This window comes from Pseudomonas sp. B26(2017), assembly GCF_002113045.1.
Classification (GTDB): domain Bacteria; phylum Pseudomonadota; class Gammaproteobacteria; order Pseudomonadales; family Pseudomonadaceae; genus Aquipseudomonas.
In genome coordinates this window covers 54397-79284 of record NZ_NEJJ01000017.1, presented here as the reverse complement: position 1 = coordinate 79284, position 24888 = coordinate 54397, and the positions used below count along the sequence as shown (strand labels likewise).

Here is a 24888-nt window from a genome sequence, read left to right as displayed (position 1 = left end):
ACGCCGGTATGCGGAACTGTCATCAGTCAATAGACTAAGTTATTGCCGGGGATGCTGTCTGACGAGTTCTAACAAGATGGCACAGTGCCAACTTATTTGAAATTTCAATATTCAAACGTTAGAAAAGGTCGAAAGGCAGGGGGTGAATAATCAATCTTGTGTTTGCTATCGTAGGTGGGGTCAGGCGGCGGGTATAACCAGGGAGGGGTGAAACCAAACAGAGTGCTTTTTTATTTTTGTAATCGCACTTGTATCTGTTTGTCTTGGCGTGAGGAATATTGTTTAGGCAACAACTTCCTGGATCAGGCAGTAACCGCGATTGCGCACGGCGCGAAACAAACGTTCACCGTTGCTGGCGTTCTTGAATTTGTCTTGAAGACGGCTCAGGCACATTTCCAGTCCCCGGTATTGCTCCGGCTCGCGGCCGATGCTGAGGATCAGATCGTCGCGACTGACAACACGCTCTTCGTGGTGAAGCATTTTGCGCACCAGTGCGGTTTCGAGCCCGGTGAGACTGATTTCGACACCCTCTTTGGTCAATGCACCCTGATCATTGTCCAGATGCCAGGCTTCGGTGCAGGGCGCGTCGGATTCGATCGTGCGGGAAGTATCGGTGGGGTTTTCGGACATGGCCGTGGAACTGTGGAATGAATGCGCCGATTGTGCGGCCAGCCATTCCGATTCGAGGGTGGCCAATATGCGCTGGGTATCATGTTCGATGCTGCGTGCGACATGCTTCCTTGTGCCGCGTGGGTAAGTGAACTCCATCAGCATCGGAGTGGAAGAGGGCGAAGCAACACCTTCAATAAACATTTGTGCCTGAGACGTGCCAAACGAATTGAAACGCTCGCTGGAGAGGATGTTCTCAAGTTCACGTTGCGACGCCGAGCTATTAGTCACGACAACAAAGTATTTTCTTGGGAGGGTTGTGCTGGTTTCCATGTCTCTCTCCTAAAGTACACACCAAATTTGGCGAAAAAAATAATGGGCAGGCGAGCAATGTTTTCCTCGGAAATAATCGATAGGCAGGGTCTGGGCCCAATAATGGCCCTCGATAAGTTCCACTCGGTCTGCTTTTAGAGTAATGGTTTATTGTTATGTTTAAGTGTTGCAGCGCTCATGCAAATGACAGCTTTTTATTAGATATGTGACGCAGTTAAAACAGTGAGACATCGGATTTTTAGTGCGTTGCATCAGACGTTCCCTCGTAAGCTGCAAAAAGAGTGATTCCCTGAATCAGGCGGTCGAGATCAACCCCCGCATCAGACGATAGCCATACCCGCGAATGCTCTGTATGGCGTTCGTACCGTACACGTCCTTGATTTTCCCACGCAAGCGGCTGATGGATTTTTCCAGCGCCCGAGGATCGTAGAAATGGGTGTTGAGCCCCATGATGCTGGCGATTTCATCATGGCTGAGAATGTGATTGCCGGTCTGCGCAAAGGCTTGCAGGATCTTCATTTCGGCAAAGGAAATATCGAGTTTCTTGTTGGTGTCCGAGAGGCAAATGCGGGTAGGGTCCAGCACCAGGCTGGTATCGCGTTGCCATTCTTCACTGTTGAAGAATTCGCCCAGCAGGTCACCGCTTTCATCGGACAAGGTATTGAGTTTGATACAGAAGTCGGCGCCGGCCAGGAAATACTTGATCTTGTTGAACGCGCCGCGCCCGGTGATCACCGCACAAATGATCGGCTTCAAGTTATCGCTGCGCAGGCTTTCCACCAATGCCAGGTTGTCTTCAAGCGCCTGAGGGCTGTCGATGACAATGAATATGGCCCGATACAAGCCGTGATATTCATTTTGCTGATATGAACTAGCGTAAGAGTCGGCCTCAATGGCCAGATCAGACTGCACGTGCTTGGCGATTAGCGCGCTAAAGTGTTCAGCCACGCCACGGGTACGACCCAGAGTGAGAACACCTGGTTCGTCGCTTGTGCGGCGCGGGCTTCTAGTCGCTAAGTTACCTGTGAGCATCATGCATTGACTCGAATAAGGTGCTGACATCGGGATGTTAAAGCACCGGTTCTCGTCTGTGACTGACAATTGGTAACATTTGCGCGGATTTTAGACGTGGCTCCCGAGTTTTCTAACAATAATTAAGCGATTCAAGCTTTTAGTTGATTTTTTCGGGGCTGTTAACTAACGAAATTGGGGGCTTTAGATGGTGGCAATATGGAATGGTGCCACTATTTTGTAATTATCGCGACCTGTTTTTATGTCCCTTGGCCACCACTCAACTGCATACGTATCAGAGCAGTGTGAGGTGGGTCACATTTTATGTGGTGGCCTGTCTTTTGGCTATAACGTCGACAAGTTCACATACGGACGTTTATTAACATGCCTTGAGTGTGGCTTTTGATAAGACATATTCTCCGTCCCCGAGTCGGGCAATGGGTGCGCATCTGCCAATTGTTTTACTTCAGATACTCAATGCCTGAATGCATTTAACGGCGCGCCGTAAAAGAGCGTGCCGACGGAGGATTAATGGATTTACTGACCTTGTTCAAGGTGCTGATTCTTGGGGCGGTAGAAGGCCTGACCGAGTTCCTGCCCATTTCCAGTACGGGCCACCAGATTATTGTTGCCGACTTGCTGGAGTTCGGCGGCGAACGCGCCATGGCGTTCAACATCATTATTCAACTGGGCGCCATTCTGGCCGTGGTCTGGGAATTTCGCCCGAAGATCTTCGAAATCGTCAAAGGCCTGCCGACCCAGAATAATGCGCAACGTTTTACCCGCAATCTGCTGATCGCCTTTTTCCCGGCGGTCATTCTCGGCGTGTTATTCGCCGACACGATTCATGAATACCTGTTCAACCCGATCACCGTTGCCGTTGCCCTGGTCGTGGGCGGTATCGTGATGTTGTGGGCCGAGCAGCGCGATCATGCAGTGAGTGTCGACCATGTAGACGACATGAAATGGGCTGATGCGCTGAAGATCGGTTGCGTGCAATGTCTGGCGATGATTCCGGGCACGTCGCGCTCCGGTTCCACTATCATCGGCGGTCTGCTGTTCGGCCTGTCACGCAAGGCCGCCACGGAGTTCTCATTCTTCCTGGCGATGCCGACCATGGTCGGCGCTGCGGTGTATTCCGGCTACAAGTACCGCGAACTGTTCCAGAGCAGCGACCTGCCGGTCTTCGCCCTGGGGTTCGTCGTAGCGTTCATCTTCGCAATGATCGCCGTGCGCGGCCTGCTGAAGTTCATTGCCAACCACAGCTACGCCACTTTCGCCTGGTACCGCATCGCCTTCGGCTTACTGATCCTCGCGACCTGGCAATTTGGCTGGGTCAACTGGACGGCGGCCGCAGCCGCCTGACCCTCAGCCGCTCAGGCCGGGCCTCAACGCCCGGCCAGCAACTCCGCCGCCTGATCCAGCAACGCCAGCGGGTCCTTGGCCTTGTGGATATCCACCGACAACAACTGACGAAACTTGCGTGCCCCCGGGAACCCGGTGCCCAGGCCCAGCACATGCCGGGTGATGTGATGCATCGCGCCGCCGGCCAGCAAATGCTCGGCTATATAAGGCCGCAACTGCGCCAGCGCCTCGGCCCGAGAAATCACCGGCGCCGAACTGCCAAACAACTGCTGATCCACCTCGGCCAGCAGATAAGGATTGTGATACGCCTCGCGCCCTAGCATCACCCCGTCAAAGGTCTGCAAATGCTCGTGGCAGGCCTCCATCGTCTTGATCCCGCCGTTCAGAATGATCTCCAGCTCCGGAAAATCCGCCTTCAACCGCGCCACCACGTCATAACGCAACGGTGGAATGTCCCGGTTCTCCTTCGGCGACAACCCCTCCAGAATCGCAATCCGCGCATGCACCGTAAAACTCGTGCACCCGGCATCCCGCACCGTCCCGACGAAATCGCACAGCTGCTCATAACTGTCCCGCCCATTGATCCCGATCCGATGCTTCACCGTCAGCGGAATCGACACCGCATCACGCATCGCCTTCACACAATCCGCCACCAACTGCGGATGCCCCATCAGGCACGCCCCGATCATATTGTTCTGCACCCGATCACTCGGGCAGCCAACGTTCAGATTCACCTCGTCATAACCGTGCTCCTGCGCCATGCGCGCGCACGCGGCCAAGTCCAGCGGGACGCTACCGCCCAACTGCAACGCCAGAGGATGCTCGGCTTCGTTGTGACGGAGGAAACGTTCGTGATCGCCATTGAGCAACGCGCCGGTGGTGACCATCTCGGTGTAGAGCAGGGCGTTTTTCGACAGGATGCGTAGGAAGTACCGGCAGTGGCGGTCAGTCCAATCCATCATCGGCGCGACAGAGAAACGGCGGGAGAGTGGGGCAGGTGTGGCGGTGATTGGGGGCATTGGGGGTACGGAATCGGTGTGGCTGGGAGGTGGGGGAGTTTATCAGGAATGACCGGTCTGGCTCAGTGATATCCGGCGGAAATACAACCTCATCAAGTGTGGAATTAAGCAAGACAGCCATGAAATGGACTGATAGCATCGGGCTATCAATAAGAGTGAGGAAGGGATCCCATGCTGAAAAAACTCGCATCATCTGTTCTCGTCGCCGGCGCCCTGCTTGCCTCCGCCCAAGGGGCTTTCGCCGAAGAAAAGCTGTTCAAAAACTACGTCTACCAAACCCCACTCGCCAAATTCACCGAAGCGGCCGGTTACTACGACTGCTCCGAAGACGTCGGCGGAACCGCGAGGTGCATCGACGATGTGGATTTCCTGGAAGAGAAATTCACCGTCGCGCTGATCTTCTCGGGTGACAAGCTGATGATGGTTTCACTCATCAGCCCGTTTGATCAGAACCTGTACGTTAAAGCCATCGCGGGGCTTTCCAAATCATTCACGCTGGTTTCCATGAGTGATGAGAAATCCATCCTGGATATGTTCGATACCGCGAGAAAGTCGAGAAGCACTGAAGAGCTGACGACGAAGATTTCCAATTTTGAACAGGTTGGTCTGGCGTCTGGCAATCTGACTTATACGTTTCTTGAAGGGTTGAACGCTAAAGGGCAGACCAATGCTGTTAGTGCGTTGGCTGCTGCGCCGGAGAATATCCGATCCGCTGAGTTGGTGATGGCGGGGCAAGGTGCGGATTCGGGAATGATTATTCGGTTTACGTTTCCTCGGTTAGAGGCGAATAAGATCTTGGCTGAGGCTAAGAAGCCGGTTGAGTCGTTTTGATTGATCAAGCATAGATGGGCGGGCGGGATTAACTTGTTCTAAAGGTAGAGCGTTTGCATAGAAGAAAAAAGGGGACAGATTTGTTTGATTAAGTGGTAATAAATTTGTCCCCATTTTTTTTGAACCCCCATTGTCAGCATAGTTAACTGATAAGATATTTGTTGAATATAGTCAGCCCCATTCTCCCGATTAAAAATACAAGTAGAATTAAGAAAAATATCCTGATGAAGCCGCTTCCGTAACGTAATGCTAAAAAAACCCCAGTGAGTGAGCCCGCAATATTACAAGCGGCCACCACGCTACCTACTATCCATAAGACATTGCCAGACGGAACAAAAAATATAAGAGCCGCACTAAACGTTCCTAGGTTGACAAGCTTTGCAGATGCTGATGCGTTTAAAAAATCGAAGCCGAAAAACTTAACAAAAACGAAAAGTAGAAGACTCCCGCTGCCTGGCCCAAAAACACCGTCATAAAAACCAATGAGACCGCCAAAAAAAATTCCTAATATAATCTCTTTCGTTCCGCAATGTATATTTTGGCTGAATAAGCCTAGGTTTTTTTCCGTAAAGGTATAAATAGCCATCGCTATAAGGATAAAAAAAACAATAAATTCCATCAGCTGTTTTGGCACAATGGAAACTGAGGCGGCACCAATAAATGCAAATAAAAAAGCTGAAAGCATGGTGGGGAGCATAAGCCTCCACACGATTTTTATTCTTTTTAAATATCTAAATATTGAGGATAGATTTCCTGCCAAAACAGCTAGTTTGTTAGTGCCAAAAATTGTAGCAAGAGATTGCTGAGGTAGGGCATGTAAAAGTGCCGGGATTTGTACAAGCCCTCCACCGCCTACTGCAGCGTCTATCAAACCACCGCAAAAGGCGAAAAAACCCAGAACGATTAAAGCCTGGTCAAAATTCATATAGAGGATCCTTTCGTAACTTGAATATCCAGCGAAAACTCATGATGTCCTCTTATCTTTAATTATACTCTCTCCTGAATGTGCCGATTAGTTTACGGCGCGGCTACGTGAGCTAATCGGCAGATTTTCCAGGTGGTAAAGCAAAATGCTTTTCGGGCAAAGCCCGTATAGTTTTCTTATCAGATGCTCTAAAGCTACATTGAGCCTTGTTTTTATGCACTTAGGGCTCGGTGCATCGCAGCAAAAGCCTTTCCTACTCGTTCATTGTAATTAAGCATAATCCCCTTAAGTCGTCCTAGCTTGAAGTTTGTATCTACAGTTCGACCATATGCTTGTGCCGCAGCTAACGCATGCAACCCATGCTTGTTTTCAACTTCGCCGGAATGACCTATTACGTATCCCTTGGCGTTACGCAATGATTGAACGTTTGTCCTCAGCGAAGGATTGATTTCAACCAACTTATCCTCTATGAACTGAGCGATAAAGTTGTACTCTCGGCCATTCCATAGCTCTGATGCGATAGAAACCATCATAGCGTCCATGATTGAGGTTGTATGCTCGACTGAATTCAAGGCCGATTTATGTTTCGCTACACCGGTATTATATAAAAACTCGGAGAATTCATTGCATTCTTGCACCTTGTATTGGTCTCCAACCCAATCCGTCGCACCAAAGGCGATGGTCATATGACTATACATACCATCATGCCCTTGGTGACCAAGCCCAAAATCATCTTTAGCGACTTCATGCATGTGTGCCATGACGTTGTGATAGCTTATTCGCTTCTCTGGCGGTACTGATATAGCGTCAGCTGATAGGCGCATAATAATTTTAGCTGAAACCAAGCTGGTTGTTTTATGGGTTTCATTCCACCCATTGAAAAACTTAAGAACGGCAGAGTCTACTTTTTGTTTTTTCAGGAAGACTCTGAAAGCACTCTCAGTATGAAACTGAGCTTCTTGCGTGATTGGATGGCGGAGCACTTCAAGCAAAGCATCTTGGATTTCGGATATTTTCAAGACTTGCGCTGATATCGGCTCCCGGCGGTGGTTTTCAAATATAGTTCGCCCGGGAATTTTTAAACTCCGAATATGCTTCGGTAGCGCCTCAATAAAAACCTCACCAAACTCCTGCATAGGAATTTTTTCAAATGTTTCAAAACGAATTTGCGAGGATGCTGAGTTCATGAGGTTTCTCTCTCCTTGAGGTCGATCGAATTATTTCCGATGTTGTTTTCTGCATGAATCCGTCCAGAACTTAAACGAGCTTGATACCCTGCGACAAGTGATTTATACTGAATTCATCGTTCACTTTTAGTGAGTAATGAAGTGGAGCTATCCCAATTAGCTATGTTCAAGGCAGTTGTCGATCAAGGTAGTATTGTACGCGCTTCTAAACTATTGCACTGTGTTCCATCAAATATAACGAACAGGATCAAAATATTAGAAAATGAGTTGGGCGTCTCGTTATTTATAAGGAAGGGGAGGGGGCTAGTTGTCAGTCCTTCTGGGAGGTTGTTTTTAAGCTACGTTAACAAGATTTTGTCTTTATGCCAGGAGTCACAAAGAGCTCTTGACCCTGCGGCTGCACCATCGGGAGACTTAAGGATCGGCGCCATAGAGTCCTCCGCTACAGGTAGGTTGCCTAAGCTGCTGTCAAAATATCATTGTCTTTATCCTTCTGTGCAAATGCATTTTAGTACTGGAGAATGGTCGCAACTATTAAAGGATGTGGTTGATTATAAACTCGACGGGGCAATTGTTGCCGTTGGAGTTGAGCATGCAGACATTGAAAGTGCTGAGATTTACAAGGAGGAATTAGTACTGATAGCCTCTCCAATTGCGGGAGCGATACGTGAACCGCAGGATCTTAGGGGCTTAGATATTTTCATGTGGCCTGAAGGATGTCCATACAGAAAGACGCTGGTAAATTGGCTAGATCTTCATAAAATATCGAGTTCTATAATCAGCATAGCAAGTTATGGCACTATTCTTGGGTGCGTGAGTTCCGGGGCGGGAGTGTCATTAGTACCTAGAGGGGTCTTTGAGCAGTTTAGACTAATCGGAGGAATCTGTGGGCAAGTGTTTGGCGATTTGCTTCCCGTGCAAAATTATTTTATATGGAACAAGAATGTTGAGTTTCATCGTGCAAAAGATAAGTTTGCAGAATTACTGAAGGAAGAGTTTAAAGATATTTAGCGAGGCTTTTTGGCGCGATGCTTATAGTGTGGGTGCCCTGAATCATTAGTTTAATTAGATCTATTACCTTTCATCTCTGTATGTTGCGGTGTGATTTTTCTTGCAGATATTTCGATCGACTCTACTTTTCCTTCTGGTCCAGGCAAACAGATAATGCCATGTCTTAGATAGACTACAGCGACTAGGATCTATTCTGCCCCCTTTCCTTTCAGTTAGGCTAAGCCTTGCTTGATGTGTCCAGCATTATCGCTAATTGCTCACTAGGCGTCCCATACGCTGTCTCCTACTCTGCTCGAACCATGCTGCTCAGCATGAAGCGTCAACTCCAACAGGGCTACCTCGAGCGCTAGCTAATTTTGATGATCCTTTCTAGCACGTCCGATAACGGATATTCGTCTGACATGGACTCGACTCCTTTCGAGAAAAAATTACAAGTACAGTACTGGCAGTGAACTTGTTAGACAGCATTTACAGCTTGCTTAAAAATTGCTACAGGACGAAGAAATTTCGACGGGAAAGCCAGTCAATCTGAGGTTGTGTCTCAGACTTGCGCCCAATCCATCATCGGCCCGACCTGAATGCCACTGCCCGAGGCAGCGATTTGCTGGCCACAAATCCCCAGAGCTTCTTTTAAACAAAAGAACTTGCTCGTTTAAATGAGTTTTGTCGTAGTCATCAAAACCCTACGAATTCTTGCGCCACCCCCTACACCTAAGACAGAATCCGCCGGCTTGTGCGTCTAGCCCGTGACTTTTATCGTTCTCGGGTCACTGAAAACCAGTGATCGGGTTTGGTAGCCCGTGTGTTAGATGTACAGCGTCATCGTCTCCGGTCGTGCTTTCGATCGGGGTCTATGGTGGTCATGTACAGGGCGTCTTCGGGCGCGCCGGCTCCTAGCACCCGGTCTACCAACCTGTTCATGGCCGCCACCCTTCGTTTGGTAGCGAAAGGGTGAAGCCTTCACTAAAAGTGTTAGGAGTTTCATCCATGTTCAAACCAACACCCAACCCACCAGCAACCGACCCAGTCTCCCCCTACAAATTCCCCGATTCACGAACCCTGAACGAAGCCGCCGAGCGCGCCCTCGATCACTACCTCACCCCGCAGCAGCGGATCATGGGCAGTCACACCAAACACGATCCGATGTACTTCGCCAACCCGGCCTACGACACCGAATCCCTGCTCGCCAACGCCAGCGAATCCCTCGGTTCAGCCTCCGAAATGCTCAACAACTTCGCCGGCACCCTGGAACCCGCCCACCGCAAAACCGCCATCGGCATTGCGCAGTTGGTGATGTTGGGGTCTTTGGCGGTGAATCAGGCGCTGGATAACGTCGAGCCGAAGTAGGTTCGGGCAACCCTCTGCGGTGGAGAGTTGATCGTTAGGCGTGGGTTCAACCTGAACCCACGCTGAAACCCCCGCAAGTTTCATCTTCCCGCCACCCGCGCAGGCCTACGATCCATCCACAAGATCCCGATCCCACCCGAGCGCCACACACCATGAACAATCCACTCAAAGCGCTGTTGATCGTCGCCACCATCTCGGTTCTAAGCGCCTGCTCCGGTTCCGGTGGCTTGACCACCACCAGTTGTTTCTCCAGCGACTGTCAGTCGCCGGAGGCGCGTAACGTGAATACGTTGAAGTTCGGCGGGAGCAATATCGGTAACAGTTTCAACCAGTACAGCTCCGGCCTGATGCATGACGACTGAGGGTCACTGGGCCGCGGGTACGGCGATCCATTCGCTCAGGACTTTCTGGTATTTGCCGGTGACTTTGCTCAGGTGCAGCCACTGGTCGACGTAGAGTTTCCAGCTGATGTCGTCGCGCGGCAGCAGGTAGGCTTTTTCGCCGTATTGCATGAACTGGCTCGGGTTGACGGCGCACAGGCCGGGTTTGAGTTTCTGTTGGTAGAGGGCTTCGGAGGCGTCGGTGATCATCACGTCGGCCTTGTTGTCGAGCAGTTGCTCGAAGATGGTCACGTTGTCGTGCAACGTCAGTTGCGCCTTGGGCAGGAAGGCGTGGACGAAGGCTTCGTTGGTGCCGCCGGCCGGTTCGACCAGGCGCACGTTCGGCTGGTTGATCTGGTCGATGGTCTGGTATTTGGACTGGTCGGCGCAGCGCACCAGCGGGATCTTGCCGTCGACGTCGAGGGTGTTGCTGAAGAAAGCTTTTTTCTGGCGTTCGAGGGTCACCGAGATGCCGCCGACGCCGATGTCGCATTTGCCGGCCTGCATGTCCGGCATCAGGGTTTTCCAGGTGGTCTGCACCCATTCGACCTTGGCGCCGAGGCTGTCGGCCAGGGATTGCGCCATGGCGATGTCGATGCCTTCGAATCCGCCGTCCGGGCGTTTGAAGGTGTAGGGCTTGTAGTCGCCGGTGGTGCAGACGCGCAACTGGCCTTGTTGCTGAACGGTGTCGAGGTGCGAGGCCGACTCTTGTGCCTGAGCGGCGCCGGCCATGGCCAGCAGGCCGCAGAAGATCATCGTGCTTTTTCGAATTGTCATGGAGATCGGGCTTGTGCAATGGAGGTGCGGGCCAGTGTAGTGAATGCGTTTGCCGGGTGTCATCCCGGTTCCGGGCTCAACGTGCCCAGCCACGCCACCAGTCCCACGATCATCAGCGCAATAACCAGCTCCAATGCCACGCTGCGGCGCAAGGCGTTTGCTGCCACTTGATGCTGCCCGGCGCGCAACGATTGCTCGAGCAACGGCCCGAGGTGGAAGCGGTTCAACGCGGCCAGCACCAGCATGCCCCCGAACAACACAACCTTGATCGCCAGCAGAATCCCGTAGGTGCCGAGCAGGATTTCGCCCAGTGTAGGGCCGACGATGAACAGGTAATTCGCCACGCCGGTGACCGACAGGATGAGCACAATCGCCGCGCCGACGCCTTCGAAGCGTTTGACGGAATCCGCCAGCGAACGAATGCGCGCCTCGCTGCACAGTGCGTCGAGCCGCGATATCAAGATCAACGCGAGCATCGCGCCCAGCCACGCACCCGCCGCGAGCAGGTGCAGGATGTCGCTGAGCAGGTGCCACGCGTTATCCATCGCGCCGTGTCCGCTCCAGGCCAGGGAGGCGAGGGCGACGGCGCCGGCCAGCGACGTCAGCCTCAACCCCGGCCAGATCATCACGGCGATCAGCGCAATCATCCGCAGCGTCCACGCCAGCCCGACGTCGGTTTCCAGCGCCATCATTTGCAGGTGCGGCCACAGCGCCGCGAATTCCGTTTCGCCACTCATGGCGCGGGTCATCAGCACCAGTCCCGCTACTGAGAGCAGTGCCCCGATCAACGCCATCCCGCGCAGCATCGGCCGAAACCGCAGTACCGCGTCAACGCTGTACAGCCCGAACAACGCCAGCCCGAACAACATCAGCAAATCCACATACAACGCCAGACGCAGGAGGATGTTGATCAGTTCAGCCATCGCTCACTTCACTTTGAATGTGACGTTGCCGGTGATCGGGTGCGTGTCCGACGACACCGCGCGCCATTCGACCTTGTAGGTGCCGGCCGGCAAGGGCGAGAGCGGGGTGACGAGCATGGTTTTCGGGTCGCTGCCGGCGCTGACTTTGGCCTTCATCGGCATGGGCGAGTGGGCCATGCCGGGCATTTCGGTCATCACCAGTTTGGCGCCGGAGAACTGAGTCAGCAGATCCTCCGAAAAACGCAGTTCGATCTTGCCGGGTGCCGCGCCGTCGGCACCTTCGGCCGGGGTCGACGACAGCAGTTTCGGATGGGCCTGGGCCAGGGTGCTCAGGAGCAAACCGCTGGCGAGGACGAGGGAGATTTTCAATGTGCGCATGCAAGACCTCGGTATTGTTTTTTGATGGGATTCAGAACCACAGCCGCACGCCGAGGACGAGTCGCGCTTCGCTGCGATCCTCGCCTTCTTCCCGGGCGTAATCGGCGGTGTGGCCGTAGGTGCGATTCCAGGTCACGCCGATGTAGGGCGCGAATTCGCGGCGGATTTCGTAGCGCAACCGCACCCCGACTTCAGTGTTCGACAAGCCTGAGCCAATCCCGCGTTGCGGGTCGTTTTTGCCGTAGACGTTGAGTTCGGCGGTGGGCTGCAGGATCAGGCGGTTGGTCAACAGGATGTCGTAGTCGCCTTCGAGCCGCATCGCGCTCTGGCCGTTTTCGCCGAGAAACGCCGTGGCTTCGGCTTCGAAGTTGTACAGCGCCATGCCCTGCAGACCGAACGCGGCCCAGGTTTGTGGGGCGCCGGGTTTGAAGTCCTGGCGCACGCCGCTGACCACGTCCCACCACGGCGAAATCGCGTGGCCCCACAGGGCCTGGATCTCCGCGTCTTCGGTCTTGCCGTTGCTGCGTTCGCCCTCGGAGCGCAGCCACAGCCGATCGATGTCGCCGCCGATCCAGCCGGACAAATCCCAGGCCAGGGTGCTGGCGTCGTCGGCGTCCTGCCATTCGAGTTTGTCGGCGAGGAAGTAAGTGTTGATGGCGCTGTCGTGAACCTGGTGTCCGGCGTGGCTGGTGAACACGGCGGCGCGGTCGGCGTCGGTCAGCGCCGGGATCGGCGTGCGGCTTTCGGTCGGCGCTGCGGGCTGCATCATGCCGTCGTCCATGCTTTGCATATCACCCATTTGACTGTGATCCATGCCTTGCATGTCAGCCATCTGGCTGTGATCCATGCCCTGCATGTCGCTGGCGGCGAAGGTCTGGGACATCGACAGGAGTGACAAGGAAAACGCGGCGAATCGAGTCATGGTCGGCGTCCTCATTCTTCCACCCGCACTTCGCGGAACATGCCCATTTCCATGTGGTACAGGAGATGGCAGTGATAGGCCCAACGGCCGAGCGCATCGGCGGTGACGCGGTAACTGCGGCGGGTGCCGGGCGGCATGTCGATGGTGTGTTTGCGCACCTGGAAGTCGCCGTTTTCGTCCTCCAGATCGCTCCACATACCGTGCAGGTGAATGGGGTGGGTCATCATGGTGTCGTTGACCAAAATCAGGCGGATGCGCTCGCCGTATTTCAGACGCAGCGGCTCGGCGTCGGAGAATTTGATGCCGTTGAACGACCAGGCGAATTTCTCCATGTGGCCGGTGAGGTGCAACTCGATGGTGCGGCCCGGGTCGCGGCCGTCCGGGTCTTCGAACGTGCTGCGCAGGTCGGCGTAGGTCAGCACGCGGCGGCCGTTGTTGCGCAGGCCGAGGCCGGGGTCGTCGAGTTTCGGGGCGGTGGTCATGGCTTGCATGTCCACCAGCGGATTGTCCTTTTCGCTGTCGGGGTGCGACTGCATCGGGCCCATGTTCATACTCGAGTGATCCATGCCGCTCATGTCCATCGAGCCATGGTCCATGCCGCCCATGCCCATGTCGTCCATGGTCACCAGCGGTCGCGGATCCAGCGCCGGCACCGGGGCCGATAAACCGGCGCGGGCGGCGAGGGTTCCTCGGGCGTAGCCGGTACGGTCCATGGCCTGGGCGAACAGGGTGTAGGCCTCGGCGGCGGGCTCGACGATCACGTCATAGGTTTCCGCCACGGCGATGCGCAGCTCATCGACGCTGATCGGCTTGACGTGCAGGCCGTCGGCGGCGACCACGGTCATTTTCAAGCCGGGGATGCGCACGTCGAAGTAGCTCATGGCCGAGCCGTTGATCAGCCGCAGACGCAGCTTTTCACCGGGCCGGAACAGTCCCGTCCAGTTGTCATCGGGTGGGTGGCCATTCATCAGGAAGGTGTACGTGGCGCCGCTGACATCGGCGATGTCGGTGGGATTCATCTTCATCTGGGCCCACATCGTGCGATCGGCGACGGTGGCGCCCCAGCCTTTTTCGCTGACGTCATGGATGAAATCGCCGACTGTGCGCTTGTGGAAGTTGTAGTAATCGGACTGCTTTTTCAGGGTCTTCATCAGGCTGGCCGGGTCTTCGTCGGTCCAGTCGCTGAGCATCACCACGTAGTCGCGGTCGTACTGGAACGGCTCCGGCTCCCGGGCATCGATCACCAGCGGGCCGTAGACGCCGGCCTGTTCCTGCAACCCGGAGTGGCTGTGATACCAGTAGGTGCCGTGCTGGCGGACCTTGAATTGGTAGACGTACACGCCGCCCGGCTCGATGCCCTTGAAACTCAGGCCCGGCACGCCGTCCATGTTGGCCGGCAGCAGAATGCCGTGCCAGTGGATCGAGGTGTCGACCTTGAGTCGGTTGCGCACTCGCAACGTCACGGTGTCGCCTTCGCGCCAGCGCAATAGCGGGCCGGGCAGACTGCCGTTGATGGTCATGGCGGTGCGGGGCTGGCCAGTGAAGTTGACCGGGGTTTCGCCGATGAATAGTTCGAAGTCGGTGCCGCTCAATTCATTCACTTGGCCGGGGCTGTTCAAGGCCCAGACCGGCGTGCGCCACAGGCCGAGGCCGCCGAGCAGACCGCTGGCGGCAAGGCCTTTGACGAAGGTACGTCTTGACGTGGTGGAAGGCATGCGCTGGAAGTCCCCGTTTGACCAATGACGAGGAGGCTAACCAGTGGCAGCTTTCAGCTGGCTGAGGGGCGGATTACAGTTTTGTCAGGTCCGACCTACAGACCGAGGCCTTCCTGGACTACCAACAGCAGGTTGTTTTCCGTCAACGCAATCGCATCCAGTTGTTGCCCGGTCTCGATGGTCTGCAACCACCAGTGGCTTTCGCCGTGTTCGTCGACGGTGCGCAGAAGCGATGTTTCTTTGCCCGGCAAGTTGATCTGCACGCGCCCCGAGCCGTCCTCGGTGAAACGGGCGATGGGATCGAATGTCAGGCTGTGATGGTTGGCTTCGATGACCAATTGGTCGATGGCGTAGTCGTGGGTCTCGCCATCCGGTGAACTTTCGCAAACATGGGTAGGATTTCGCCGAATCTTGAGTCCGACTTCGGTGACCGGTTGCAACCAGCCCTCGATGCGGTGATACAAGGCGTAGACCTGAGCCGGCCAGCAATCGATCTCAAGTTCAGCGCAGGTGATTTCGTCAGCATGGGTGTGCCGGGTTTGTTTGAGTTTCGCGGCGAGTTCGTCTGCTTTACTCATGTCGGTTCCCTGTGGTGAATGCAACAGCATGGTAGTCCTTTCAAAGTAATGCAGGTTTTGCCCTGCGTCATGCGCTTGCAACACGGGCATGACTCAATCAGCGTCTGGCCAAATGACGGTCAGACCACAGAAACCACGGACGCACGCGTCCCAAGGAACGGGAACATGAAAAAGCTTTTTACAATTATGGCGCTGATTGCGCTGACGGTCGGTAGCATCGGCCTGAGTTCGGCGCGCCAGTCACACGCCAACAAGGCACCGACGGAGTCGGTGGCGGGGGTGTTCGATTACTACCTGCTGACGTTGTCCTGGTCGCCGACCTTTTGCCTGACCCATAAGGACGACCCGCAATGCACCGGCAAGGGCTACGGTTTTGTCCTGCACGGCCTGTGGCCGCAATACGCCAAGGGCGGCTGGCCGGAATCCTGCCCGCCGCTGACCAACCTGTCGGCCGCCGAGACGGCCAAAGGCCTGACGCTGTTCCCGACCAAGAAACTGCTCGATCACGAATGGAGCAAGCACGGCACCTGCAGCGGCCTCGGCGCTATGGGTTATCTGGACGAAGCGGACAAAGCCGTGGCCGCGGTGAACATCCCGGAAGAGTTGCAACCGTTCAGTAGCTCTTATTACTTCGAAGCGCAGGAAATTGCCGACCTGTTCCGCAAGAGCAATCCGGGCATCCCGTCAGACGGTATCGCCGTGATCTGCAACGGCCCGGAACTGTCGGAAGTGCGCGTGTGCATGGGCAAGGACCTGCAATTCGGCGCGTGCGGCAAGGGCGTGAAAACCCAGTGCCGGGCGGGGGATATTCGAGTGCCGCCATCGCGTTGACCGATCATAAAAACAGGCGCCTGAAAAGGCGCCTGTTTTTTTGCGATCAACCTCAAGCAAATCCCCCCGCATCCACCCCCAATTCCCCCCGCAAAAACTCCACCAGCCCCCGCTGCAATCCACTCAACACCCCCTCGCGGCTGACCAGTGCCAGCTCCGTCGGCGGCAGCGGCGGCAAGTCCGTGCATACCCGATGCTCCGGCAACACTGCCGACGCCGGTAGCACCGAAACCCCAAGCCCTGAGGCCACCGCCGCCTGAATGCCGGTCAGGCTGTGGCTGCCGAAGGCCACACGCCAGGGGCGTTGCGCCACGTCGAGCAGGCGAATCGCCCGTTGTCGGTAAAGGCAGCCTTGAGGAAACAGCGCCAGAGGCAACACGCCGCTGGATGAGTCGAACTCCGCGCCCTTGACCCACACCAGTCGTTCCGGCCAGGTCGCCCAGGCGGGGCCGCTGTCGGGTTCGCGTTTGATCAGGGCGATGTCGATTTCGCCGCTGTCGAGGCGTTGGCGCAGGTCGAGGCTCATGCCGCTGACGGTTTCCAGCCGCGCTTGCGGGTGGCTGCGGGTGAATCCGGCGAGGATCAGCGCCATGCGCCGGGCGTCGAAGTCTTCCGGCATGCCGATGCGCAGGATTTCCAGGTCCAGATCGCTGGCCAGGGCTTCGCTGGCCTCGGCGGACAAGGCCAGCAGGCGACGGGCATAGTGGATCAGCAGTTCGCCGTGCTCGGTGACGCTGACGTTCAGCCCGGTGCGATCACGCAACAGCAGGGCGTGGCCGACCAGATCTTCGAGTTTGCGCACCTGTTGGCTGACCGTGGATTGAGTGCGATGGACGCGTTCGGCGGCGCGGGTGAAGCTGCCTTCATCGACCACGCAGACGAAGGTTTTCAGCAGTTCCAGATCCAGCATGGCGGCGCTCTCGATATTTGTTTGGCAACTGACGGTTGGCTATTTATTTAATTTCACACTATCACCCCGAGTTCATAAGCTGAAGCCCTCACTTGCAGAGGAATGCCCCCATGACGTTGATCCACACACCGCGCCCGCAATGGCTGACCTTCGATTGCTACGGCACCTTGATTCAATGGGACGAAGGCCTGCGCGCCGTGGCCGAGCGGATCCTGAGCGAAAAGGGTGAACACGGGGTCGACGCCGGGCGCCTGATCGAGGTCTACGACCGCCACGAACATCGCCTGGAACAGACGCCGCCGCACCGCTCGTTTCGTGAGCTGAGCACCCTCGGCCTGCAATTGGCCCTGGAGGAACTGGGCCTGGCAAGTGCCAGCGAAGACAGCCAACGCCTGGCCGCCGCGATCCCGCAGATGCCGCCGTTTCCCGAAGTCGTCGACACCCTCGCGCAGCTCAAGGCCAAGGGTTTCAAGCTGTGCATCGTCTCCAATACCGATGACGACATCATCGCCGGCAACGTCGCTCAGTTGGGTGGCCACATCGACCGGGTGATCACCGCGCAACAGGCCGGCGCCTACAAACCGGCGCCCCGGCTGTTCGACTACGCTCATGAGCAACTGGGCGTCAGCCGCGATCAGGTGGTGCACATCTGCGCCAGCCCGATGCTCGATCACACGGCGGCTCGCGACATGCATTTTCGCTGCGTCTGGATCGACCGTGGCACCGGTCGTCAGTTGCTGCCGGACTATCGGCCCGACGCAATCCTCAACACGCTGGACGAAGTCCTTCCGTTGTTCTCATCCCTTGGCTGGTCATAAAGGAATTTCGCCATGGCCCATACCCTGACCGGCAGCGCCCGAGCTACGCGTTGCGCCCCGTTGAACCTCGACAGCGAAGCCATCATCACCGCTCGCCACGAACTGGCGGCGTGCTTTCAACTGGCGGCGCTGCATGGGTTGGAAGAGGGGATCTGCAATCACTTTTCGGCGATGTTGCCGGGGCACGCTGACCTGTTTCTGGTCAATCCTTACGGCTATGCATTTTCCGAAGTCACGGCGCACAACCTGCTGGTCTGCGACTTCGATGGCAACGTGGTGGACGGCGCGGGCCAACCGGAGGCCACTGCTTTCTATATTCATGCGCGGCTGCACCAGCGGCTGCCTCGGGTGAAGGTCGCGTTCCACACCCACATGCCGAACGCGACGGCGTTGTGCCTGCTGGAGGGGCCGCCGCTATTGTGGCTGAGTCAAACCGCGCTGAAATTTTACGGGCGCACGGCGGTGGACGAGCATTACAACGGGCTGGCGCTGGACGCGCGTGAAGGCGACCGGATTGCCGGGGTCATGGGTGAGGCCGACATTCTGTTTCTCAAGAACCACGGGGTGATTGTCGCGGCGCCGACCATCGCCGAAGCCTGGGACGATCTGTATTACCTGGAGCGTGCCGCGCAGGTGCAACTGCTGGCGATGGCCACGCAACGGGAGCTCAAACCGGTGCCGCACGCGGTTGCGCAACGGGCGTACGAGCAGATGCGCGAGGGCGATCCGGAAAGTGCGCGGGCGCATCTGCACAGTGCGATGCGGCGGTTGTCGAGCCGGGAGTGAAGGCGAGGGAAACGGGCAGGCAAAAATAATTCGCGTCGCAGGTCATCCAATTGCCTTGCGCGCCGATAGCAACAGGGTCGGGATCGTAGCGGGGGCACTTGGTTGCCCCACACAACCCGGTGGGCTACGCTCACAAGAACAAGGGTTTCGGGCTTTTGCCCCTGTCGTACCTGCCCAGGACACGCTTTTGCCTATCCCCATTCACGATCCGCATCAGGCCCCCGGCGGCACCCTCAAGCGTTTGCCCCTGCGCAAGGCGGCGGTGTTGTTCATCGTTGCCGTGTGTCTGTGCCTGTTCGGTTTGCTGTACTTGCAGATCGAACAGTCGCGGCGCCAGGATCTGGCGAACGCGCAGATGTCTTCGGCCAACCTGACCCGGGCCATGGCGCAGCAGGCCGAGGACACCTTTCTGGCGGCGGATCTGGTGATGACCAGTCTGGTCGACTGGATTCAGGAAGACGGTTATGGCGCGGCGCAAAAGACTCGCTTGCAGAAAACCCTCGCGCGACGGGTGCAGCAACTCGAGCAGTTGCACGGCATGTTCCTGTTCGACCGCGAAGGGCAGTGGGTAATTACCTCGTTCCCGAATCTGCCGCGTGGCAATGGCGTGGCCGATCGCGAGTACTTCAAGTTTCACCAGCAGAACGTGTCGTCCGTTGCGCATATCGGCCCGGCGATCCGCAGCCGCGAGAACGGCGAGTGGATCATCCCGATCTCGAAACGGATCAACGACCGCGCCGGCAATTTCCAGGGCGTGCTGCTGGCCGGGATCAAGATGTCGTACTTCGACAAGTTCTTCAAAAGCTTCAGCCTGGACGATAACGGCACCATGTTCCTCGGCCTGACCGACGGCACCTTGCTCGCCCGCCGGCCGTTCGACGAGGCCCTGATCGGCACCTCGCTGGCCAAGGGCGAGATCTATCAGACGCTGCTGCCCAATGCCTCCGCCGGCACCGCGATGATCGACTCGGTGGTCGACGGTGTGACGCGCCTTTACGGTTACCGGCAGCTGGAAAGTTATCCGCTGGTGGTGGCCGCCTCTTCGTCGCGGGACACGATTCTTCAGGGCTGGCATGACCGGGCGTTCCAGTCCAGCGTGATCGTGGCGCTGGTGATGCTCGGCGTGGGGCTGTTCGGCTGGGTGTTCATTCATCAGGTGCGCGATGGCGAGCGGATCGAGAAAAACCTGCGCAAGGCCCAGCGGGCGCTGGAGCAGATCGCCACCCACGACAGTTTGACCGGGCTGGCCAACCGGCGCCTGTTCGAGCGTTCGCTGGACGTGGAGTTTGCCCGGGGAGCGCGGCAGTCGAGCCCGGTCAGCCTGATCATGCTCGATATCGATTTTTTCAAAAGCTACAACGACGCCTACGGCCATGTGGCCGGCGACCATTGCCTGACGCAGGTCGCGCAGGTGGTGAAAAACTGCTGCCAGCGCAAATCCGATCTGGCGGTACGCTACGGCGGCGAGGAGTTCGCGGTGTTGCTGCCGGACACCGACATCAACGGCGCACTGGCGATCGCCGGGCAGATCCGCCGCAGTGTCATGGACAAGCACATCACCCACAGCGGTTCGCCGACCGGTTATCTCACGGTGAGCTTGGGCTGCTATTCCTTCATTCCGCTGGGCAACGACAGCCCGGAACTGTTCATCCAGCGCGCGGATGCGGCGCTGTATCAGGCCAAGAACGCCGGCCGCAATCGCGCGGCCGTGTTGTCGATGGACGTCGGCGTCGGCGAGTTACTGCGCTCGGATCGCTGACAAAAAACAATCGGGTTCAGCCACAGGCCATGGCACTTACCACGGCCTGCTCTTGTTCGTTCAGCTGCCGGTGCCACCGCCAGCTCCACCCGTACCGCCGCCGGCCGAACCGGTCCCGCCGCCAGCCCCTGAGCCTGAACCGCTGGCGCCGCCGTTGGTGCCGGTGCCTTGGCCCATGCCATCGGAAGTGCTGCCGCCCGAAGGTCCGCCCGGGGTGCTGTTCGGTGGCTGGGTCGAGCCGCTGGTGGCGCCGGATTTGGTGCCGGTGGCATCGGCGCCGTCGTTTGCAGCAAAGCTTGCGGTGGAGGCGGCCAGCGTGGCGGCCAGCAGGATTGAGGTCAATGTGCGCGTCATCATGGTGTGTCTCCAGTCAGGGGATCTACCTGATATTGGTCTGACGCGCACAAGGCTTGGTGCCGGCCGGATGACGAGCGGTCAGAAGTCCACGGTCGCCGAAACCTTCAGCGTCCGCGGCGTGCCCTGGGTCAGGTAACCGCCGTTGGCCGAAGCCCAATAGGCTTCATTGGCGACGTTCTCCAGATTGGCCCGCAGGGTGATCTGCTTTTCATCCAGTTTGAAGGCATAGCGTGAGCCGAGGTCGAAGCGGTTCCACGCCGGAATGCTCTGGGTGTTGGCCGCGTTCAGGTACTGGCCGCCGGTGCGCAACATCCGCGCGCTGAGGGCCGCGCCTTCGAGCCCCGGAATGTCCCAGTCGGCACCGAGGTTGAACTGGAAGCGCGGCACCCCGACGGCGCGGTTGCCGTCATTCACGCCGTTGCTGCTGCCTTCCAGTTCAGTCTTCATCACGGTCGCGCCACTGAGCAGGCGCAGGCCGTCGAGCGGTTCGCCGTAGACGTTGAGTTCCACGCCTTTGTTGGTCTGCTGGCCGTCGACCCGGAAGATCCCGTCCTGGGTGTAGCTCGACGGTTGCTCGATGCGATAGACGCCGAGGTTGGCGCCGTAGCTGCCCATGTCCACGCGTACGCCGGCTTCGATCTGTTTGCTGCGCACCGGGGCGAAGGTTTCGTCGCGGTTGATTGCCGTGGTCGGCGGCGTCGGGCCTTTGGCCAGGCCTTCGATGCGGTTGGCGTAGAACGACACGTGTTCCCAGGGCTTGATCACCAGGCCGTAGACCGGAGTGGTGATCGATTCTTCATAGCTGGAGGTGCGGGCGCCGGTGGCGGTGCTCCAGCCGTCGACTTTCAGTGCCTGGCGGCGCACGCCGAGGGTCAGCAGGATACGGTTATCGACGAAACCGAGGGTGTCGGAAATCGCCTCGCTGCGCAGGATGTTCTTGCCGGTGATGCGCGGGTCGTTGATGTCGCTGGCAAACGAGGTCGGCGTCGGGCGCGGTTTGTCGGTGACGTTGTACAGGTTGGTGCTGTAGCGCCCGGCCGCGCCGATGGTTTCGAACGCCGAGCGTTGCTCGCCCCAGATGCCCGCCCAGCCGAGGTTCAACTGGTGCGTGACGGGGCCGGTGTCGAAGCGGCCGTTGAGCCCGGCCATTGCGCTTTTATTGTCTTCATCGTGTGGCGAATAGAGCATGCCGCCACGGGCGTTGCCGTTGAGGTCGGTGACGGTCAGCGACGAGTACACGCCGTTTTCGCGGGTGTGCTTGGCGCCGCCGGACACGTAGGCGGTCCAGTTGTCGTTGAGGTCGTATTCGGCGCGGGCCATGCCGAAGGTGTCTTCGAGTTGCGAGTAGCTCCAACTCTGGGCGTAGCTGGCGTTGGCGTGCGGCACCTTGGGGGCTTTTGCCAGGCTCGAATCGACATAGATCACCGAGCGCCCCTGATTGATCACCTGCTTCTGATAACCGAAATCGGTCGAGACCCGCAGGCGATCGCCGCGATAGTCCAGGCCGACGCTGAACAGCGACGAGCGCTGGTCTTCTTCATCGACGGCGGTGTCGCCTTCGCGCTGCATCAGGTTGACCCGCGCGCCAAAGCGGTTGTCTTCGCCGAAGCGCTGGCCCAGATCCAGATGCCCGCCGACCCGGCCGTCGGCGCTGTAGTCGAGGGTGACGCTGCGCGTTGGCGTGTCCATCGCGCGTTTAGGTTGCAGGTTGATCCCGCCACCGATGCCGCTGCCGCTCGGGGTCACGCCGTTGACGAAGGCGTTCGGGCCCTTGAAAAGCTCCACTCGATCCAGCGCTTCGACGGCGATGATCTGCCGGGGCAGCACGCCATAGAGACCGTTATAGGAAATGTCATCGGAGGCCAGCGGCAGGCCGCGGATCATGAACATCTGCGAGAAGTTGCCGAAGCCGTTGGACTGGCGCACCGAGGCGTCGTTGAGCAACACATCGCCGACGGTTTGCGCCTGCTGATCGGCCATGGTCTTGGCGGTGTAACTGGTGACGCTGAAGGGCAGGTCGTTGACCTCCTGGTTGCCGAGCATGCCGATCTGCGCGCGGCGGGCGACCTGTTCGCCGCCGTAGGTGGCGCCGCTGTCGTCGCGCAGGGCGCTGACATTGGTGGCGCCCAGTTCCAGCGCGCCGTCCGCCGCGACTTTCGGGGCCACGGTGTAGCCGTTGTGGCCGGTGCTGATCAGCTCGAAACCGCTGCCTTCCAGCAACCGGGCAAAACCGCTCTGCGCGGTGTAGCTGCCTTGCAGGCCGGGGCTCTGGCGATTGCCCAGTTGCGCCGGATCGAACGACAGCGGCACGCCGACGCTGACCGCAAACTGCGCCAGCACATGGCTGAGCGGGCCGGGGCCGATGTTGACGGTACGGCTGGCGCTTTCGCTGACGCTGTCGGCGGCGTTGGCGGCAGTCGGCAACAGTGCGCTGAAGGCCAGAGCCAGGCTCAGGTGCAGGGCTTTGAGCGCAAACGTGGCGGGGCGGGGCAATGGCATTGCGGTCATTCGGTGTTCCTGTCGGGGGCGTGGAATTGAAAGGTCTATCCACTCACCGGACGAGACGCGAAAAGGTATCAGCGAATATTGAAAATATTTTCCGAGGGCTCAGACACGGGGTTCCACCGACAGCCAATAGCGGGTCAGGCTGTTGATGTTCAGCGGCAACGTGTCGCTGAGCAGGCGCAGGCTGGCGTCGGTGTCGCGCAGGGAAAACGCCCCGGACACGCGCAGCGCCGCGACGTCCGGATGACAGCGCAGCACGCCTCGGCGATAGCGGCTCAGTTCGCCGAGCAATTCGTCCAGCCGCATGTTGCTGGCCAGCAGCATGCCCTTGTCCCAGGCCAGGCTGGCGGTGTCGAAGGTTTCGGCGCTGTCGAAGCTGTTGAGCTTGAAGCGCTGGCGCTCGCCGGCCTTGAGAATCGCATTCTGCTTGAGCAATTGCGGGGTGATCTGAACCTGGCCTTCGAGCACCGACACCTGGCTGCGCGAACCTTCGGTACGCACGCAGAACCGCGTGCCGAGCGCACGGGCGAGGCCTTGTGGGGTTTCGACGATGAACGGGCGGGCGGCAGCATCGCTGGCGGTGTTGATCAGCACTTCGCCATTGAGCAGCAGCACCCGGCGCTCGGCCGGGCTGTAAGCGATGTTCACGGCGCTGTCGGTGTTGAGCAGCAATTGCGTGCCGTCCGGCAATTGCAGGTTCTTCTGCTCGCCGACGGCGGTGCGCTGGTCGGCGGTCCATTGCTCCCACGGCACATGCTGCGAGGCAATGCCCAGCGGCCCGGCCATCAACAGCAAGCCGAGGCGGGTGAGGGTCTGGCGACGGCTCAGACCCTCCTTGCGGGACGCGCGTTTCAAGGTCTGGATCGCGACGTTGGCCGGCACGCTGCGCAAATCCCCCAACAACGCTTCGGCCCGCTGCCAGGCAATGGCGTGCTCGGCGCTGCGGGTGCGCCATTGGGCGATGGCCTGATGGTCGGACGGGGTCGCGGTGCCGGAATGCAGTTGCACCAGCCAGTCGGCGGCTTCGCCGAGAATCTGCGGATTGATCATCGACGAATTCATCAGGCGACACTCAGGCAGGCAATGAACGCGGCACGCATGTGGCGTTTGACGGTGATCAGCGAAACACTCAGGCGCGTGGCGATCTGCGCGTAGGTCAGGCCTTCGATCTGCGACAGCAGGAAGGTCTCGCGGGTCTGCTCGGGCAGTTCGCGCAGCAGCGCTTCGATGCGCCACAGGGTTTCGAGAATCAGGTAGCGGGTTTCCGGTGACGGCACTTCGGCGGCGGGCAGGTGCGCAATGGTTTCCAGGTACGCGCGCTCCAGGTCCTGACGCCGCCAGCGATCGATCACCAGCCCTTTGGCGATGTGCGTCAGCAGCGCCCGTGGCTCGCCGCCCAGCGGCTTGATCACCTGGCGAGTGAGCAGGCGCAAAAACGTGTCGTGCGCCAGGTCGGCCGCATCGCAGCGACTGCCCAACTTGCGCTGCAGCCAGCCCTGCAGCCACCCGTGGTGTTCGCTGTAGAGCGTCTGGACTTGCTGATTCAACGGCTGATCGAGTGACGACATGAAGGGCAGATACTCGTTTCGGGCGTCCGTTGCCAGAGATGCA

Annotated in this window: 25 protein-coding genes; 9 read left to right on the top strand and 16 right to left on the bottom strand. The window is 57.9% G+C overall.

All coding sequences use genetic code 11. The features are described from left to right. Positions 1 to 282: 282 nt before the first annotated feature. Entirely contained in the window at positions 283 to 942 is a 660-nt protein-coding gene (locus CAF79_RS23085) for a helix-turn-helix domain-containing protein (protein ID WP_085700472.1), read from the bottom strand. A 294-nt stretch (positions 943 to 1236) separates the two neighbouring features. Beyond that, a complete protein-coding gene (locus tag CAF79_RS23080; protein ID WP_085700471.1) occupies positions 1237 to 1977 on the bottom strand; it encodes a winged helix-turn-helix domain-containing protein in 741 nt (246 codons plus the stop codon). Positions 1978 to 2484: 507 nt separating this feature from the next. Here CAF79_RS23080 and CAF79_RS23075 point away from each other — a divergent pair. Then, positions 2485 to 3318, top strand: coding sequence for an undecaprenyl-diphosphate phosphatase (locus CAF79_RS23075; protein ID WP_085700470.1), 834 nt, complete (start codon positions 2485 to 2487; stop codon positions 3316 to 3318). A gap of 23 nt (positions 3319 to 3341) precedes the next feature. On the opposite strand, the gene dusA is transcribed toward CAF79_RS23075, so the two are convergent. Beyond that, positions 3342 to 4337, bottom strand: a complete 996-nt coding sequence (gene dusA, locus CAF79_RS23070; RefSeq protein WP_085700469.1) for a tRNA dihydrouridine(20/20a) synthase DusA — start codon at positions 4335 to 4337, stop codon at positions 3342 to 3344. 171 nt (positions 4338 to 4508) lie between these two features. On the opposite strand from dusA, the gene CAF79_RS23065 reads away from it, so the two are divergent. Further along, positions 4509 to 5168, top strand: a complete 660-nt coding sequence (locus CAF79_RS23065; protein WP_085700468.1) for a hypothetical protein — start codon at positions 4509 to 4511, stop codon at positions 5166 to 5168. Positions 5169 to 5310: 142 nt separating this feature from the next. On the opposite strand, the gene CAF79_RS23060 is transcribed toward CAF79_RS23065, so the two are convergent. Both CAF79_RS23060 and CAF79_RS23055 read right to left on the bottom strand, forming a co-directional pair. Further along, positions 5311 to 6093, bottom strand: a complete 783-nt coding sequence (locus CAF79_RS23060) for a TSUP family transporter (protein WP_085700467.1) — start codon at positions 6091 to 6093, stop codon at positions 5311 to 5313. 212 nt (positions 6094 to 6305) lie between these two features. Then, entirely contained in the window at positions 6306 to 7280 is a 975-nt protein-coding gene (locus CAF79_RS23055) for a hypothetical protein (RefSeq protein WP_085700466.1), read from the bottom strand. Positions 7281 to 7421: 141 nt separating this feature from the next. Here CAF79_RS23055 and CAF79_RS23050 point away from each other — a divergent pair, with 141 nt between their 5' ends. The 3 genes from CAF79_RS23050 to CAF79_RS23040 all read left to right on the top strand — a co-directional run bounded on the left by CAF79_RS23050 (position 7422) and on the right by CAF79_RS23040 (position 10000). After that, entirely contained in the window at positions 7422 to 8291 is an 870-nt protein-coding gene (locus CAF79_RS23050; RefSeq protein WP_085700465.1) for a LysR family transcriptional regulator, read from the top strand. A 987-nt stretch (positions 8292 to 9278) separates the two neighbouring features. Next, positions 9279 to 9638: a DUF6124 family protein gene (locus CAF79_RS23045; protein ID WP_085700464.1), complete on the top strand. Its 360-nt coding sequence runs from the start codon at positions 9279 to 9281 to the stop codon at positions 9636 to 9638. A gap of 152 nt (positions 9639 to 9790) precedes the next feature. Next, on the top strand, positions 9791 to 10000 hold the full coding sequence (locus tag CAF79_RS23040; RefSeq protein WP_085608242.1) for a hypothetical protein: 210 nt from the start codon (positions 9791 to 9793) through the stop codon (positions 9998 to 10000). Positions 10001 to 10003: 3 nt separating this feature from the next. Here the strand turns inward: CAF79_RS23040 and CAF79_RS23035 are convergent, their stop codons facing one another. The 6 genes from CAF79_RS23035 to CAF79_RS23010 form a co-directional block, all read right to left on the bottom strand. After that, a complete protein-coding gene (locus CAF79_RS23035; protein WP_170929774.1) occupies positions 10004 to 10795 on the bottom strand; it encodes a transporter substrate-binding domain-containing protein in 792 nt (263 codons plus the stop codon). 59 nt (positions 10796 to 10854) lie between these two features. Further along, the gene (gene copD / locus CAF79_RS23030; protein ID WP_085700462.1) at positions 10855 to 11718 is read right to left on the bottom strand and encodes a copper homeostasis membrane protein CopD; all 864 of its coding nucleotides are present in this window, start codon (positions 11716 to 11718) and stop codon (positions 10855 to 10857) included. 3 nt (positions 11719 to 11721) lie between these two features. Then, positions 11722 to 12096 carry a copper homeostasis periplasmic binding protein CopC gene (gene copC / locus CAF79_RS23025; protein ID WP_064380958.1) on the bottom strand — a complete coding sequence of 125 codons (375 nt, stop codon included), beginning with the start codon at positions 12094 to 12096 and terminating at the stop codon, positions 11722 to 11724. A gap of 31 nt (positions 12097 to 12127) precedes the next feature. Continuing rightward, positions 12128 to 13018, bottom strand: coding sequence for a copper resistance protein B (locus tag CAF79_RS23020; protein WP_085700461.1), 891 nt, complete (start codon positions 13016 to 13018; stop codon positions 12128 to 12130). Between the two features lie 11 nt (positions 13019 to 13029). Then, positions 13030 to 14733: a copper resistance system multicopper oxidase gene (locus tag CAF79_RS23015; protein WP_085700460.1), complete on the bottom strand. Its 1704-nt coding sequence runs from the start codon at positions 14731 to 14733 to the stop codon at positions 13030 to 13032. Positions 14734 to 14828: 95 nt separating this feature from the next. Beyond that, complete coding sequence (locus CAF79_RS23010) at positions 14829 to 15311, bottom strand: hypothetical protein (RefSeq protein WP_085700459.1); 483 nt, start codon at positions 15309 to 15311, stop codon at positions 14829 to 14831. Between the two features lie 165 nt (positions 15312 to 15476). Between CAF79_RS23010 and CAF79_RS23005 the strand changes: the two genes are divergently transcribed. Further along, a complete protein-coding gene (locus CAF79_RS23005; RefSeq protein WP_085700458.1) occupies positions 15477 to 16142 on the top strand; it encodes a ribonuclease T2 in 666 nt (221 codons plus the stop codon). A gap of 52 nt (positions 16143 to 16194) precedes the next feature. Here CAF79_RS23005 and CAF79_RS23000 read toward each other — a convergent pair whose 3' ends face one another. Then, the gene (locus CAF79_RS23000; RefSeq protein ID WP_085613159.1) at positions 16195 to 17052 is read right to left on the bottom strand and encodes a LysR substrate-binding domain-containing protein; all 858 of its coding nucleotides are present in this window, start codon (positions 17050 to 17052) and stop codon (positions 16195 to 16197) included. 110 nt (positions 17053 to 17162) lie between these two features. Here CAF79_RS23000 and CAF79_RS22995 point away from each other — a divergent pair, with 110 nt between their 5' ends. From CAF79_RS22995 to CAF79_RS22985, 3 genes are all read left to right on the top strand, one after another. Then, complete coding sequence (locus tag CAF79_RS22995) at positions 17163 to 17870, top strand: haloacid dehalogenase type II (RefSeq protein WP_085700457.1); 708 nt, start codon at positions 17163 to 17165, stop codon at positions 17868 to 17870. Between the two features lie 12 nt (positions 17871 to 17882). Then, entirely contained in the window at positions 17883 to 18656 is a 774-nt protein-coding gene (locus tag CAF79_RS22990) for an aldolase (RefSeq protein ID WP_085700456.1), read from the top strand. Between the two features lie 187 nt (positions 18657 to 18843). Further along, positions 18844 to 20415, top strand: a complete 1572-nt coding sequence (locus tag CAF79_RS22985; RefSeq protein ID WP_085700455.1) for a GGDEF domain-containing protein — start codon at positions 18844 to 18846, stop codon at positions 20413 to 20415. Positions 20416 to 20475: 60 nt separating this feature from the next. On the opposite strand, the gene CAF79_RS22980 is transcribed toward CAF79_RS22985, so the two are convergent. From CAF79_RS22980 to CAF79_RS22965, 4 genes are all read right to left on the bottom strand, one after another. Further along, positions 20476 to 20772, bottom strand: coding sequence for a hypothetical protein (locus CAF79_RS22980; RefSeq protein WP_085700454.1), 297 nt, complete (start codon positions 20770 to 20772; stop codon positions 20476 to 20478). Between the two features lie 78 nt (positions 20773 to 20850). Further along, positions 20851 to 23280, bottom strand: coding sequence for a TonB-dependent receptor (locus CAF79_RS22975; protein WP_085700453.1), 2430 nt, complete (start codon positions 23278 to 23280; stop codon positions 20851 to 20853). A gap of 99 nt (positions 23281 to 23379) precedes the next feature. Beyond that, entirely contained in the window at positions 23380 to 24339 is a 960-nt protein-coding gene (locus CAF79_RS22970) for a FecR domain-containing protein (RefSeq protein ID WP_085700452.1), read from the bottom strand. Beyond that, positions 24339 to 24845 (bottom strand): sigma-70 family RNA polymerase sigma factor, encoded by a 507-nt coding sequence (locus CAF79_RS22965; RefSeq protein WP_085700451.1) that lies wholly within the window; start codon positions 24843 to 24845, stop codon positions 24339 to 24341. The genes CAF79_RS22970 and CAF79_RS22965 overlap by 1 nt, the downstream gene beginning before the upstream one ends. Positions 24846 to 24888: the final 43 nt, after the last annotated feature.